General features: G+C 59.0%; 15 protein-coding genes. 11 read left to right on the top strand and 4 right to left on the bottom strand.

Features of this window, described 5'->3' with window-relative positions:
• The 7 genes from cobU (at nucleotide 1) to KP808_RS18260 (ending at nucleotide 4,910) form a co-directional block, all read left to right on the top strand.
• The gene (gene cobU / locus KP808_RS18285; RefSeq protein WP_230016618.1) at nucleotides 1–522 is read left to right on the top strand and encodes a bifunctional adenosylcobinamide kinase/adenosylcobinamide-phosphate guanylyltransferase; all 522 of its coding nucleotides are present in this window, start codon (nucleotides 1–3) and stop codon (nucleotides 520–522) included.
• Entirely contained in the window at nucleotides 519–1,571 is a 1,053-nt protein-coding gene (gene cobT, locus KP808_RS18280; RefSeq protein ID WP_230016617.1) for a nicotinate-nucleotide--dimethylbenzimidazole phosphoribosyltransferase, read from the top strand. The genes cobU and cobT overlap by 4 nt, the downstream gene beginning before the upstream one ends.
• A complete protein-coding gene (cobC, locus tag KP808_RS18275) occupies nucleotides 1,568–2,140 on the top strand; it encodes an alpha-ribazole phosphatase family protein (protein WP_230016616.1) in 573 nt (190 codons plus the stop codon). Before cobT ends, cobC begins: the two co-directional genes overlap by 4 nt.
• Nucleotide 2,141: 1 nt before the next feature.
• The gene (locus tag KP808_RS18270; RefSeq protein ID WP_122258046.1) at nucleotides 2,142–2,873 is read left to right on the top strand and encodes an adenosylcobinamide-GDP ribazoletransferase; all 732 of its coding nucleotides are present in this window, start codon (nucleotides 2,142–2,144) and stop codon (nucleotides 2,871–2,873) included.
• A gap of 96 nt (nucleotides 2,874–2,969) precedes the next feature.
• A complete protein-coding gene (locus KP808_RS18265) occupies nucleotides 2,970–4,178 on the top strand; it encodes an MFS transporter (RefSeq protein ID WP_057403447.1) in 1,209 nt (402 codons plus the stop codon).
• Nucleotides 4,175–4,297 (top strand): hypothetical protein, encoded by a 123-nt coding sequence (locus KP808_RS25925; protein WP_057403446.1) that lies wholly within the window; start codon nucleotides 4,175–4,177, stop codon nucleotides 4,295–4,297. The genes KP808_RS18265 and KP808_RS25925 overlap by 4 nt, the downstream gene beginning before the upstream one ends.
• Nucleotides 4,298–4,358: 61 nt before the next feature.
• Nucleotides 4,359–4,910: a glutathione peroxidase gene (locus KP808_RS18260; protein WP_057403445.1), complete on the top strand. Its 552-nt coding sequence runs from the start codon at nucleotides 4,359–4,361 to the stop codon at nucleotides 4,908–4,910.
• Nucleotides 4,911–5,109: 199 nt separating this feature from the next.
• On the opposite strand, the gene KP808_RS18255 is transcribed toward KP808_RS18260, so the two are convergent.
• The 3 genes from KP808_RS18255 to KP808_RS18245 form a co-directional block, all read right to left on the bottom strand.
• Nucleotides 5,110–6,393: an OmpP1/FadL family transporter gene (locus KP808_RS18255; protein ID WP_080394843.1), complete on the bottom strand. Its 1,284-nt coding sequence runs from the start codon at nucleotides 6,391–6,393 to the stop codon at nucleotides 5,110–5,112.
• Between the two features lie 238 nt (nucleotides 6,394–6,631).
• Nucleotides 6,632–6,850, bottom strand: a complete 219-nt coding sequence (locus KP808_RS18250) for a hypothetical protein (RefSeq protein ID WP_002554588.1) — start codon at nucleotides 6,848–6,850, stop codon at nucleotides 6,632–6,634.
• 480 nt (nucleotides 6,851–7,330) lie between these two features.
• The gene (locus tag KP808_RS18245) at nucleotides 7,331–7,636 is read right to left on the bottom strand and encodes a hypothetical protein (RefSeq protein WP_058401259.1); all 306 of its coding nucleotides are present in this window, start codon (nucleotides 7,634–7,636) and stop codon (nucleotides 7,331–7,333) included.
• 747 nt (nucleotides 7,637–8,383) lie between these two features.
• Between KP808_RS18245 and rmuC the strand changes: the two genes are divergently transcribed.
• Both rmuC and KP808_RS25980 read left to right on the top strand, forming a co-directional pair.
• Nucleotides 8,384–9,748, top strand: coding sequence for a DNA recombination protein RmuC (gene rmuC, locus KP808_RS18240; RefSeq protein ID WP_202906751.1), 1,365 nt, complete (start codon nucleotides 8,384–8,386; stop codon nucleotides 9,746–9,748).
• A gap of 199 nt (nucleotides 9,749–9,947) precedes the next feature.
• Nucleotides 9,948–10,070, top strand: coding sequence for a PA1414 family protein (locus KP808_RS25980; RefSeq protein WP_003418154.1), 123 nt, complete (start codon nucleotides 9,948–9,950; stop codon nucleotides 10,068–10,070).
• Between the two features lie 85 nt (nucleotides 10,071–10,155).
• On the opposite strand, the gene KP808_RS18235 is transcribed toward KP808_RS25980, so the two are convergent.
• Entirely contained in the window at nucleotides 10,156–10,455 is a 300-nt protein-coding gene (locus KP808_RS18235; RefSeq protein ID WP_230016615.1) for a hypothetical protein, read from the bottom strand.
• A 225-nt stretch (nucleotides 10,456–10,680) separates the two neighbouring features.
• On the opposite strand from KP808_RS18235, the gene KP808_RS18230 reads away from it, so the two are divergent.
• Together KP808_RS18230 and KP808_RS18225 are read left to right on the top strand one after the other, a co-directional pair.
• Nucleotides 10,681–11,280 carry a tRNA-uridine aminocarboxypropyltransferase gene (locus KP808_RS18230; RefSeq protein WP_058408404.1) on the top strand — a complete coding sequence of 200 codons (600 nt, stop codon included), beginning with the start codon at nucleotides 10,681–10,683 and terminating at the stop codon, nucleotides 11,278–11,280.
• Nucleotides 11,281–11,380: 100 nt separating this feature from the next.
• The gene (locus tag KP808_RS18225; RefSeq protein ID WP_122281667.1) at nucleotides 11,381–12,340 is read left to right on the top strand and encodes a DMT family transporter; all 960 of its coding nucleotides are present in this window, start codon (nucleotides 11,381–11,383) and stop codon (nucleotides 12,338–12,340) included.
• Nucleotides 12,341–12,350 lie beyond the last annotated feature (10 nt).

Here is a 12,350-nt window from a genome sequence, read left to right as displayed (position 1 = left end):
ATGCTGCAACTGATCCTTGGCGGCGCACGTTCCGGCAAGAGCCGACTGGCTGAGAAACTGGCCGCCGACTCAGCGCTGAAGGTGATTTACATCGCCACCAGCCAGCCTCTCGATGGCGAAATGAACCAGCGCGTCGCCAGCCATCGCGCCCGTCGTCCCGAGCACTGGGGGTTGGTCGAAGAAACGCTCGAGCTGGCGCGGGTGTTGCGCGAAAATGCTGCGTCAGACCGCTGCCTGCTGGTCGATTGCCTGACCCTCTGGCTGACCAATCTGCTGATGCTCGACGACCCAGAGCATCTGCTCCAGGAGCGAGAAGCCCTGCTCGACAGCCTGGCCGGTTTGCCGGGCGAAATCATTTTTGTCAGCAACGAAACCGGGCTTGGCGTCGTGCCGCTGGGTGAGCTGACGCGCCGCTATGTCGACGAAGCCGGTCTGTTGCATCAAGCGCTGGCCGAGCGTTGCCAGCGTGTCGTGTTGACCGTTGCCGGCTTGCCCCTGACTTTGAAAGGAACCGCGCTATGAGTAATTCCTGGTGGCTCAAGCCCGCACAGGCTATCGATTTACCAATGCGCGAGGCGGCACTGGCCCGTCAGCAACAGTTGACCAAGCCTGCGGGTTCGCTGGCGCAACTGGAGCGGCTGGCGGTGCAGCTCGCCGGCCTGCAAGGGCGCGAGCGTCCGTCTGCCGACAAGCTGTGGATCGCGATCTTTGCCGGCGATCATGGTGTGGTGGCCGAAGGTGTATCGGCCTATCCACAGGAAGTCACCGGCCAGATGCTGCATAACTTCGTCAACGGCGGCGCAGCGATCAGCGTGCTGGCGCGCCAGCTCTCGGCGCAGCTGGACGTGGTGGATCTGGGTACCGTGGCGCCTCTGGATTTGCCGGGCGTGCGTCATTTGCGCATCGGCGCGGGCACCGCCAATTTCGCCCACGGGCCAGCCATGAGCGCCGAACAGGGGCTTGCTGCTCTGCAGGCCGGGCGCGACAGCGTGTTGCGCGCCAAGGCGGTCGGCACCGAGCTGTTCATCGGTGGCGAGATGGGCATTGGCAATACCACGGCGGCCAGCGCCGTTGCCTGCTCGGTACTGGAATGTGCTGCGCCGTTGCTGGTTGGTCCCGGTACCGGGCTGAACGCCGAAGGTATCGAGCACAAGACCCGTGTCATCGAACGCGCACTGGTGCTGCATGCCGAGCACGCGGGCGACCCGCTGCATAGCCTGTTCTGCCTGGGTGGTTTCGAGATTGCCGCGCTGACCGGCGCTTATCTGGCCTGTGCGCAGGAAGGCATCGTGGCGCTGGTCGACGGTTTCATTTGCAGCGTGGCCGCGTTGGTGGCGGTGCGTCTGAATCCGTCTTGCCGCAACTGGCTGTTGTTCGGCCACCGTGGCGCCGAACCGGGCCACCGGCACTTGCTGGAAACGCTACAGGCCGAACCGCTGCTGGACCTCGGCTTGCGTCTGGGCGAGGGCAGTGGCGCAGCGCTGGCGGTGCCACTGGTGCGTCTGGCCTGCGAGCTGCATAACGGCATGGCAACGTTTGCCGAAGCGGCAGTGGCGGATCGCCCCGCATGACCTTGCGTCTGGACTTGCTGCGTCATGGCGAAACAGAGCTGGGCGGTGGTCTGCGCGGCAGCCTCGACGACGCTCTGACTGAACTCGGCTGGCAGCAGATGCGTGCGGCGGTGGTTGATGGCGGTCCCTGGAAACGGATTGTCAGCTCGCCTTTGCAGCGCTGTGCACGTTTTTCCGAAGAGCTGGCGCAGCGCCTGTCGCTGCCCATACACCTGGAGCCGGGTTTGCAGGAGCTGCATTTCGGCGACTGGGAAGGCCACAGCCCTGCGCAGCTTATGGAGACCGATGCCGAAGGCCTTGGCCTGTTCTGGGCTGATCCCTACGCCTTCACGCCGCCCAATGGCGAGCCTGTGATCGATTTTTCGACACGGGTGCTGAATGCTGTAGAGCGTCTGCATCAGGCGTATGCCGGTGAACGCGTGTTGCTGGTCAGTCACGGCGGTGTAATGCGCCTGCTGCTGGCGCAGGCGCGTGGTCTGCCGCGCGAGCAGCTGTTGCAGGTAGTGGTCGGCCATGGCGCACTGCTGTCGATTCAGGTCGCCGCTGATGGCGTACTCACGGAGGTCTGAGATGCTGCCGTTCTGGATCGCCCTGCAATTTCTCGGCAGCCTGCCGATTCGTCTGCCCGGCATGCCGCGCCCGGAAGAGCTTGGGCGTTCGTTATTGTTCTACCCACTGGTAGGGGTGGTATTCGGCACGCTGCTGCTGGGTTTCAGTGCGCTACTCAATGGTACGCCGCTCATGCTGCATGCCGCGCTGGTGCTCAGTGCCTGGGTGCTGCTCAGCGGCGGGCTGCATCTGGACGGTCTGGCCGACAGTGCCGACGCCTGGCTGGGCGGTTTTGGTGATCGCGAACGTACCTTGCAGATCATGAAGGACCCGCGTAGCGGGCCGATTGCCGTGGTCACGCTGGTGCTGGTGCTGCTGCTCAAATTTGCAGCGATTCTGGCGCTGATCGAAAGTCACAGCAGTATCGGGCTGCTGTTGGCACCGCTGATCGGACGCGCGGCCATGCTTGGGCTTTTTCTGGGCACACCTTACGTGCGTTCTGGCGGACTGGGTCAGGCTCTTGCAGATCATCTGCCGCATGGTCCGGCGCGTAAGGTGTTGTTGGCCAGTGCGCTAGCGTGTGTGCTGCTGGCCGGTTGGTCAGGCGTCGCGGCGCTGCTGGCCTGTGCCGCGTGTTTCTTGTGGTTGCGGCACATAATGATGCGCCGTCTGGGCGGTAGCACGGGCGACACCGCCGGGGCGCTGCTCGAACTGTTGGAGCTGGCAGTTCTGCTGACGCTGGCGCTGCTATAACAGCCTTGCCAATGCTTTGTTGACAGCTTTTACCGGCAGCGCGTAGTTTCGCGATTCGCAGGTAAAACCATGTAACAAAGTGCAGGGAGCTTAACCATGACATCGATCTGGCGTACCAGCGGCTGGGTTCTGCTGGGCAGTGCGTTGATCCTTGCGCTTTCGCTGGGCACGCGGCACGGTTTCGGCCTGTTTCTGGCGCCCATGAGCGCGGATTTTGGCTGGGGGCGTGAGGTGTTTGCCTTTGCCATCGCCTTGCAAAACCTGATGTGGGGCCTGGCGCAGCCGTTTGCCGGGGCGCTGGCAGATCGATTTGGCGCGGCCAAGGTCGTCTTCGTCGGCGGTGTGCTGTATGCCGTAGGGCTAATGTGCATGAGTATGGCTGACTCGTCTCTCAGCCTTTCCCTGAGTGCTGGTTTGCTGATCGGTATTGGTCTGTCCGGCACGTCTTTTTCGGTCATTCTGGGTGTTGTGGGACGTGCGCTGCCTGCGGAAAAACGCAGCATGGGCATGGGTATCGCCAGCGCGGCGGGGTCATTCGGCCAGTTCGCCATGTTGCCCGGCACATTGGGCTTGATCAGCTGGTTGGGCTGGTCCGGTGCGTTGCTGGTGCTGGGCGTGATGGTGGCGTTGATCCTGCCCTTGGTAGGCATGCTCAAGGATACGCCGAGCGTGTCTACCGGTATCGAGCTGACGCTGGGCGAGGCGCTGCGTGAAGCCTGCTCGCATTCGGGGTTCTGGCTGCTGGCACTGGGTTTCTTCGTCTGTGGCTTTCAAGTGGTGTTCATCGGCGTGCACCTGCCGGCCTATCTGGTGGATCAACACTTGCCTGCCAAGGTCGGTACAACGGTGCTGGCCTTGATCGGGTTGTTCAATATCTTTGGCACCTACACCGCTGGCTGGCTGGGCGGGCGCATGTCCAAACCTCGACTGTTGACCGCGCTTTATCTGTTGCGCGCGGTGGTGATCGTGTTGTTTCTGTGGGTCCCGTTGAGCCAGACCACTGCCTATCTGTTCGGCGTAGCAATGGGCCTGCTGTGGCTGTCCACCGTGCCGCTGACCAACGGCACGGTCGCGACACTGTTTGGTGTGCGCAACCTGTCGATGCTGGGCGGTATCGTCTTCCTGTTTCACCAGTTAGGCGCATTCCTCGGCGGCTGGCTGGGCGGGCTGGTGTATGACCGCACTGGCAACTACGACCTCGTCTGGCAAGTCTCGATACTGCTGAGTCTGCTGGCCGCCGCGTTGAACTGGCCGGTGCGTGAGCGCCCTGTGGCCAGGTTGCAGGCGCAGGGCAGTCTGGCATGAGCCGTCGCTGGCCTGTGCTGGCGGCGTTGCTGGCAGGCGCGGTGGTGTTGGGGCTGGTCTGGTGGGCCTGGCAGCACGTCGGGCTGGCCGCGTTGCAACTGGGAATGGGCGCTTGCTAGGCAGACAGCCTGGCATGGGGTAGCGTGTCGACAAACGACAACACTATCCAGGGCCGCCATGATGAACATTCGCTTTGTTTCGATTCCTCTTCTGCTGCTGGCCATGAGTGGCGCTGCAATGGCTGCCGACTGTCCGCCGTTGCTGCAGGGCGAGTTGCCCAAGCTGCGTGCCAAGGAAAACATCGACCTGTGCAAACGCTTTGCCGGCAAGCCGCTGGTGGTGGTCAATACCGCCAGTTTCTGTGGCTTCGCCCCACAGTTCAAAGGGCTTGAAGAGCTGAGTCAGCGCTACAAGGAGCAGGGGCTTGAGGTATTGGGCGTGCCGTCCAATGACTTCAAACAGGAAGCTAAGGATGGTGAGGAGACCGCCAAGGTCTGCTACGTCAATTACGGCGTGACCTTCACCATGACCGAGCCGCAGGCCGTACGCGGCGATGATGCGACCCATTTGTTCAAGGTCCTGGCCGAACAGAGCAGTGCGCCGCGCTGGAACTTCTACAAGTACGTGGTTGATCGCCAGGGTAAGGTCATTGCCAACTTCTCCAGCATGACCAAGCCGGATGATCCTGAGCTGATCGCAGCCATTGAAAAGGCGATTGCGTCGAAGCCTTAGGGGAGGGCTTGAGTCTTGTCTGAATCTGCCTGACATTGCAGAAGCCTTGTGTGACGCGGAGCGCCACAGAGAGGACGCAGAGCGTCCAGAAATGCATGCCGACGCGGAGCGTCGCCACGATAGTCAGTCAGTGAGGCGGAGCATCAAAAAGCCCGCAACCATTACTGGTTGCGGGCTTTTTTCAGCCTGGCAGTTGCTATCAGAAGCGATAGGTAACCGAAGTGCCCAGGCCGTGAGCGGTGTTGCGGTAGTCGGCGCTGTACGAACCTTTGGTCGCGCTGGAGTCGCGGATCTTGGTTTCGTCTTCACGCAGGTACGAGTACGCCACGTCGATGGTCAGGTCGTCGGTCGGGCTCCAGCCTGCACCGAAGCTGATGATCTTGCGATCGCCAGTCGGGATGCGTGGGGAGCGGTTGACGTTGTTGGTCGGCGACTGATCAACGGAGAAGCCGGTGCGCAGTGTCCACTCTTTGTTGACCTTGTACGAAGCACCGATGGCGTGTGCCCAGGTGTCGTGCCAGTTCTGTTCTTCGGTGATGGTGCCGATCGGGCCGGCAGAACCGCCCAGCAGGGCAGGGACGCCATCGTTGTTGACTGTGATGTCCTGCAGACGGCTCCAGCGAGTCCAGGTACTGCCTGCGTAAACAGTCCAGTTTTCGTCGAGTTGCTGGGTGATGGAGAAGTCCACCGACTCAGGCGTGGAGATGTCCAGCGAAGCATCGTACTTCTGACCGGAAAATCCGCCGAAACCTGAGCCTTCGATCTTGGTTTTGCCCTTGAGCTTGTAATCGACCTTGGAGTGGTATGTCAGGCCCAGGCGAGTGGTGTCGGTAGCCTGCACCAAAATGCCGGCATTGAAGCCGATTGCGGTGTCATCGCCTTCGATCTTCACCTTGCCGTCGTTAGTGCCTGGGCTTCGGCCGTTCAATGTTGCCGAGGTCAGTTCACCGTCGATGCGGTTGATCGTCGGGCCGAAACCGATGGAAACCTTGTCATTGAATGCATAGCTGACAGTTGGCTGGAAGGTCACGACCTGCACGTGACTCTTGTCGCCCCAGTAGCGGCCGGCGAAGCCTTTTTCGTAATCAGTGACCAGGCCGAACGGTACGTACACGCCCAGACCAAATGCCCAGTGATCATCGATAGGTTTGACGTAATAGCCCATTGGCACGCCGACCACCGGAACCATGTCACCGTCGTTGCTGCCGCCGAATGTGCCACGACCGTTGTCGATGTCGGTCTTGGCGATCACGGCTGCGGCGCCGACGCTGATTTGTTCGCGTTTGATTCGGGACATACCGGCAGGGTTGCCGAATACGGTGCTTGCATCATCGGCTGACGAGGAGCGACCTGCAAAGCCTGTGCCCATGCCGCTGATGCTTTGTTCATTGAGGGCAAAACCGGCTGCAAGCAGTTGAGAAGAAGCCAGACCCAGGGCGAGTCCAAGTGTTGTCCGGTTCAGTGCTTTTGTCATTATTTTCATTATTAGAACTCCTTGTTGTTCACCGGTCGAAAATTACCAACATTTTCGATGGCGCGCTATAGGCTGAGGAGCCCGATTTAGAGCTATTCTTGTAGGACAATCTTGATAATGCTGTAGGAGTTGCAATTTAGACAAAGTTCCAGTGCCGCACACTGGTCAATGTCGTCAATAAATAGCGGGCATAAAAAAGCCCCGCTTTGCAGGGCGGGGCTTTTTGGCGTGCGATGAATCGTTTGCGTCAGGCGATGAGGGCCTGACGGGTACGCTCGATCACGGCTTGCAGCGGTTCGGCGCTTGCGTACTGATCGGGGTACAGGCGTTCGCTGTGACGGGCGATGCCGTGTTCGTTGACGATGGTGAAACTGAAGCAGCCTTTGCGAGCGGCCATGATCAGGCAGTTCATCGGGGCAAAAGCGTTGGTCAATGTGTGAATTGCGTGTTGGGTTTGAGTATTCATATTCAAGGTGTTTCCTGAAACAACACGGAACAATACCGTGCATAAATAAAGATTCCAGTAAACGCGGGCCGACATTTGATACAAAAGCCTGGCTGGGCGGAGAACCTGACTGGAATAGAGACAGGCAGTTGAAGCGCGCTTTATCGTATGGCGCTCTGGCTGACCGGTAGGTACTTAGGAGGGCAGGCAACACAACAGGAGCAAAGGTTCGACGCTCCGGGTGAAGATCCTGATCAATTGCAGGCTGGTTGAAGCAGACCATGAGAGCCATGACTGCACTGTCACCCCAAATGGTGCATCAGCGCGAAAGGTTCATGTCTGGAAACCATCGAGGTGGTCGATCCCTTGTTGCCAACATTCTCGTCGCATGGAGGAGTGTCTGTCGGGGGACTTGTCGACCGGAATTGATTTTCAGCTTGGTACTAACGGCGGCCATGCTACCCGTCATGTCGAAGCATTGCAAGCGGCGCTGAATAAATTTTACCAGTGCCCGACCAGGCGGTAGATCAGCACGGTCACGGACGCGACCATCGAGCAGCCGAGCAGGTAGGCAGCGATGGTCAGGCGCAGAGACTTGCGGCTTTCGATGGCGCGCATGATGTCGCCTGCCTTGTTGATACGTCCATTGCTCAGGTCGCTGCAGATGATCAGCAGCAGTGCAATTGCCGACAACAGCACGCTGTAGGCGAAGACGCCGCCGTCCGGCGGTGGCAGGACAATACTGGCCGCGAGGGCGACGATGCAGACGGCCAACAGCAGCAGGAAGAACTTCACTATCTCCTTCATGGGCCTTCACTGAATCCTTGGTGGCTGATATTTGGTCTTTTTTGGCAGTGGTTGGACCGCGAGATGCACGATTTGTCGCCCGCATTGTTTTCAAGGTGTCTGGTGAGGTGCGGGCTTCGTTGGCGGCAGGCCGATTCCAGCGGCTGAAAGACTGCTGAAAGCCACGTATTCATTGAGAATAAGATGCAATCGAGCAACAATCATATGATGCCCGAAATGGCTGAAAAGGGCCCCGGCAAGGAGTTGTGCACATTAGCTGAACAAGCTGCCACATCACTGTCACAAGCGTTGCTAAGGGTTTGATTTATGGTGGTGAATTATTAAGTCAATGAAAAACATCGTTTTTTTTAGTTGGTGAAAAAATCGTCAGTTTGAGCGCAGGCCGCATCCTGCTTGCGTTTGCGAGAGTTAAAGGGGGGTTGTCCACTGAGTTATCCACAGCTTCTGTGGATTGTCCCGGCTGAAATGTCCCCGAAATGGGGGCTGTGCACGTTGTAGAAAGCGCGTACAATCCGTCCCCCCGATTTAACCCCCGCCTGTTGATCTTGCCTCGCCCAAGACGACGTTTCTGCTGCACTATCACGCGCTTACCCACACTGCCGCTGGCGATGATTCAGCCTGCATGGAGTCTTTATGGCACTGGACCTGAACAGCCTGTTACTGGGGCTTGCTGCAGCTGCTGTGCCCTTGCTGGCATTGCTTTGGCAGTTACAGCGTCGTCTGGCGCTTCGTCAGGCCGAGAGCGCGCTGCTGGACGAGCGCCTGAGCATGGCGCAGATGGCGCAGGAAGGCCTCAATGCGCAACTGGATGCCTGCCGCGACGAGGTAAGCGACCTCGGACAGGCCAATGCGGCCAAACAGGCCGACCTTGCAGCGCTGCGGCGCGAGGTCGAGTTGCTGCGTCAGGAAAGTGATAGCGCTCGCGAAACGGCGCATGCCTGGAATCGTGAGCGTGCCGGCAGAGAAGCCGAGTTGCGTCGTCTGGATGCGCACTGCGCAGCATTGAACGCTGAGCTGCGTGAACAGCAGGACAGCCATCAGCAGCGCCTGAATGATCTGCAGGGTTCCCGGGATGAGCTGCGTGCGCAGTTCGCCGAGTTGGCAGGCAAGATATTCGATGAGCGTGAGCAGCGTTTTGCCGAAACCAGCCAGCAGCAACTGGGGCAATTGCTCACGCCGCTCAAGGAACGTATCCAGTCGTTCGAAAAGCGCGTCGAGGAAAGTTATCAGAACGAAGCCCGTGAACGCTTTTCGTTGGCCAAGGAGCTGGAACGTCTGCAGCAGTTGAATCAACGCTTGAGCGATGAAGCCACCAACCTGACGCGCGCCCTGAAAGGGCAGAAGACCCAGGGCAACTGGGGTGAACTGATTCTTGAGCGAGTGCTGGAGCATGCCGGGCTTGAAAAGGGCCGTGAATACCAGACGCAAATAAGCCTCAAGGGGCCGGACGGCGAGCGCTTTCAGCCTGATGTACTGATCATGCTGCCCGGTGACAAGCAAGTGGTGGTCGATGCCAAGGTCAGCCTGACGGCGTATCAGCAGTACGTATCGGCTGATGACGACGTTATCGGTCAGGCTGCGCTCAAGCAGCATGTGCTGTCGCTGCGCAATCACGTCAAAGGTCTCTCGGGCAAGGATTACAAGCGCCTTGAAGGGCTGCACAGTCTGGATTTCGTTCTGCTCTTCGTGCCTATCGAAGCGGCTTTTTCTGCAGCCTTGCAGGCGGAGCCGAATCTGTTTCAGGAAGCTTTTGATCGCAACATCGTGATTGTCAGCCCCACCACACTGCTGGCCACCTTGCGGGTCATCGACAGTCTGTGGAAGCAGGAACGTCAGAGCCAGAACGCACGCGAGATTGCCGAACGGGCAGGTTGGCTATACGACAAGTTTGTGTTGTTCATTCAGGATCTGGACGAGGTAGGCAACCGTCTGCAGCAACTGGACAAGGCCTACTCGGCGGCGCGCAACAAGCTGACGGAGGGGCGCGGCAACCTGATCAGCCGCAGCGAGCAACTCAAACTGCTGGGCGCGCGTGCCAGCAAGAGTCTGCCGGCGGACTTGCTTGAACGGGCGATGACTGACAATGACGGCCTGATCAGTCCGCCTGAATGATCAGTTTGCTTGGTCGGCGCAACGTTCAGTAACAGGCCGTCCGTCGCAAAGACTAGAAGCGATGCTGCACAACTGTCACATTGGCTCCATCGGGAAAATTGTTTCTCGTTGCACTCGGCTAACAGTTCATTTGCTTCTATGATCTCTAGTGAGTGATGAGTACGGATTGACTGCCGGGTATTTCCCTCAAGGGGGCTCTATGAATAGCAAACTGCAAGAATGGCTCCACGATGTAGGCGTTGCACTGGGTCTGATAGAACGCCCAAAACTGCAACCCATTCCGGTTCGTGCCGACGACGATCGTCGCCGTCAACGCCGGTAAGCCTCTCGCCTGATCCTGGCCACAGGGTAGTGCGCATGTTGAATTTCGTCGGGGCGCACAGGGCGTCCCGATACAAGAGCTGGCGTTAGTGCTGATGCCCGGGCTCGTTCTTCGGCTCTATCGAGCCCTTTTCCGTCTCCTGCAATAAAATCAGTCCTATGATCCTGTGCAACGCAAGCTGTCCTGGGCTGGCGATTACCGCTGTCCTGATGGTTTCCGTGAGTGTGAAGCCGATGGCTTCCTTCAGTTCGAGGAAAAACAGCTCGATATCATCGTCATCAAGGGCCAGATCGGCGAGCGTGGCGTCATCCTGAATCGCACTCTTGTCCACTAGAATGATGCCTAGGGCGTTGAATACCTTTTGCCTGATCTCTTCGCGATTCATGAAAGCCCCTGATGTGGATCTTGTCAGATACAACAGGCGTACTTCATTTCTCCAGCCCAGACCCATGAGGCTAGCTCAAATCGCCGTTGCGGCTGTGGATTGCCCCGCCGTTATGGTGCCGATTTGTTTAAAATGCAGGGCTGTTCGACAGGCGGTTGGTGGCAACGCTGATTCGTTGTGCTTTGCAGCACCTTTAACCTTGTGAGATAGACCGAGTACTGATCCATGTCCCGCGCCCGTTGTGAGCGTTGTCTGCGTCCTGCCACGCATTGTCTGTGCGCCCTGATTCCGCAACTGGACAGTCGCACGCGAGTGTTGATCCTGCAGCATCCCGATGAAGTCAGCCACGCGCTGAATACGGCGCGACTGGCCGCACTGGGTCTGGTCAATGCGCAGTTGTTGGTGGGCGAAGTGTTCGACGATCTGCAAGAGATTCTGAATCCGCCCGGCTATCAGCCTCGATTGCTGTTTCCGGGTGAGGCTGCGCAGACGCTGACGCCTTATGCGCAGAATTCGCTGCCCATGCTGCTGGTCGTGCCGGATGGCACCTGGCGCAAGGCGCGCAAACTGCTGCATCTCAATCCCTTGCTTGCTGAGCTGCCAAGGGTCACACCAGGCACTGTGCCGGTTTCGCGTTATCGCTTGCGCAAAGCGCCGGGCCCGGACGCCTTATCGACGCTTGAGGCTATCGTTCATACCTTGCAGACGCTGGAAGCGCCACGCTCTTTCGAGGCGCTGCTGAAGCCTTTCGACGCCTTGATCGAAGGTCAGATTCAGGCCATGGGCAGTGAGACGTATCAGCGCAATCACGGCGGTCAGGGGTAAAGAACACAATTGGTGGCGTTAACTGCGCCCAGCTGTAACTGTTGCTTTGCCGATCAGCGCCTAGAATGAGTAGCTTGTTCTATCTCTTGCGGAAGGTTCAATGCACATCTCGTCTGGTCGCTGGGTCTATGGCCTTTGTCTGTCGCTGTTGACTGCGTTGCTCTGGGGCATTCTGCCAATCAAGCTCAAGCAGGTTCTGCAGGTGATGGACCCAGTCACTGTGACCTGGTTTCGCCTGTCTGTTTCCGGCGCGCTGTTGTTCATCTGGCTGGCGTCGGTCAAGCGCCTGCCCAGCTTCAAGGTGCTGGGACGCAAGGGCCAGATACTGGTGGGGCTGGCGGTATTCGGCCTGGTCGGCAACTACGTGCTGTACCTCATCGGCTTGCGGCTGCTGAGCCCCGGTACCACGCAATTACTGGTTCAGGTCGGCCCGATCTTCCTGTTGATCAGCAGTATCTTTTTGTTCAAGGAACGTTTCAGTCTGGGGCAGGGCATTGGTCTGGTCGTCCTGCTGATTGGTTTCGGCTTCTTTTTCAATCAGCGTCTGGTGGAGCTGTTCACCTCCTTGGGCGATTACACCCTTGGTGTGCTGGTGGTGCTCCTGGCCTCGACCATCTGGACGTTCTACGGGCTGAGTCAGAAGCAGCTTCTGACGGTATGGAATTCGCTGCAGGTGATGATGGTGATCTACCTGTTTTGCGCGCTGTTGCTCACGCCTTGGGCGCACCCTGCCGAGGCGCTATTGTTGAGCCCGTTGCAGGGCTGGCTGCTACTCGCTTGCTGTCTGAATACGCTGGTGGCCTATGGTGCTTTCGCTGAAGCGCTGGCACATTGGGAGGCGTCACGGGTAAGCGCGACGCTTGCGTTGACGCCGCTGGTCACGCTGACCGCCGTGGCTGCCGCCGCGTGGCTATGGCCTGATTATGTGCAGGCAGAGGAATTGAACGTGCTGGGTTACGGCGGCGCGATGCTGGTCGTAACGGGGTCGGCGCTGACCGCGCTTGGCCCTTCACTGGTCGCCGGCCTCAGAGCGCGCAAGGCAAGGCTGGCGCAGGCCTGAATTCGCTGCC

This window comes from Pseudomonas savastanoi (assembly GCF_020917325.1).
In the GTDB taxonomy this organism is placed as follows: Bacteria; Pseudomonadota; Gammaproteobacteria; order Pseudomonadales; family Pseudomonadaceae; genus Aquipseudomonas; species Aquipseudomonas amygdali.
This window is presented reverse-complemented; position numbering and strand designations above follow the sequence as displayed.

Excerpts from the sequence above, each read along its gene's own strand:
- cobU (WP_230016618.1), top strand. The coding sequence starts at position 1 with ATGCTGCAACTGATCCTTGGCGGCGCACGTTCCGGCAAGAGCCGACTG.
- cobT (WP_230016617.1), top strand. The coding sequence starts at position 519 with ATGAGTAATTCCTGGTGGCTCAAGCCCGCACAGGCTATCGATTTACCA.
- cobC (WP_230016616.1), top strand. The coding sequence starts at position 1,568 with ATGACCTTGCGTCTGGACTTGCTGCGTCATGGCGAAACAGAGCTGGGC.
- KP808_RS18270 (WP_122258046.1), top strand. The coding sequence starts at position 2,142 with ATGCTGCCGTTCTGGATCGCCCTGCAATTTCTCGGCAGCCTGCCGATT.
- KP808_RS18265 (WP_057403447.1), top strand. The coding sequence starts at position 2,970 with ATGACATCGATCTGGCGTACCAGCGGCTGGGTTCTGCTGGGCAGTGCG.
- KP808_RS25925 (WP_057403446.1), top strand. The coding sequence starts at position 4,175 with ATGAGCCGTCGCTGGCCTGTGCTGGCGGCGTTGCTGGCAGGCGCGGTG.
- KP808_RS18260 (WP_057403445.1), top strand. The coding sequence starts at position 4,359 with ATGAACATTCGCTTTGTTTCGATTCCTCTTCTGCTGCTGGCCATGAGT.
- KP808_RS18255 (WP_080394843.1), bottom strand. The coding sequence starts at position 6,393 with ATGAAAATAATGACAAAAGCACTGAACCGGACAACACTTGGACTCGCC.
- KP808_RS18250 (WP_002554588.1), bottom strand. The coding sequence starts at position 6,850 with ATGAATACTCAAACCCAACACGCAATTCACACATTGACCAACGCTTTT.
- KP808_RS18245 (WP_058401259.1), bottom strand. The coding sequence starts at position 7,636 with ATGAAGGAGATAGTGAAGTTCTTCCTGCTGCTGTTGGCCGTCTGCATC.
- KP808_RS25980 (WP_003418154.1), top strand. The coding sequence starts at position 9,948 with ATGAATAGCAAACTGCAAGAATGGCTCCACGATGTAGGCGTTGCACTG.
- KP808_RS18235 (WP_230016615.1), bottom strand. The coding sequence starts at position 10,455 with ATGAATCGCGAAGAGATCAGGCAAAAGGTATTCAACGCCCTAGGCATC.
- KP808_RS18230 (WP_058408404.1), top strand. The coding sequence starts at position 10,681 with ATGTCCCGCGCCCGTTGTGAGCGTTGTCTGCGTCCTGCCACGCATTGT.
- KP808_RS18225 (WP_122281667.1), top strand. The coding sequence starts at position 11,381 with ATGCACATCTCGTCTGGTCGCTGGGTCTATGGCCTTTGTCTGTCGCTG.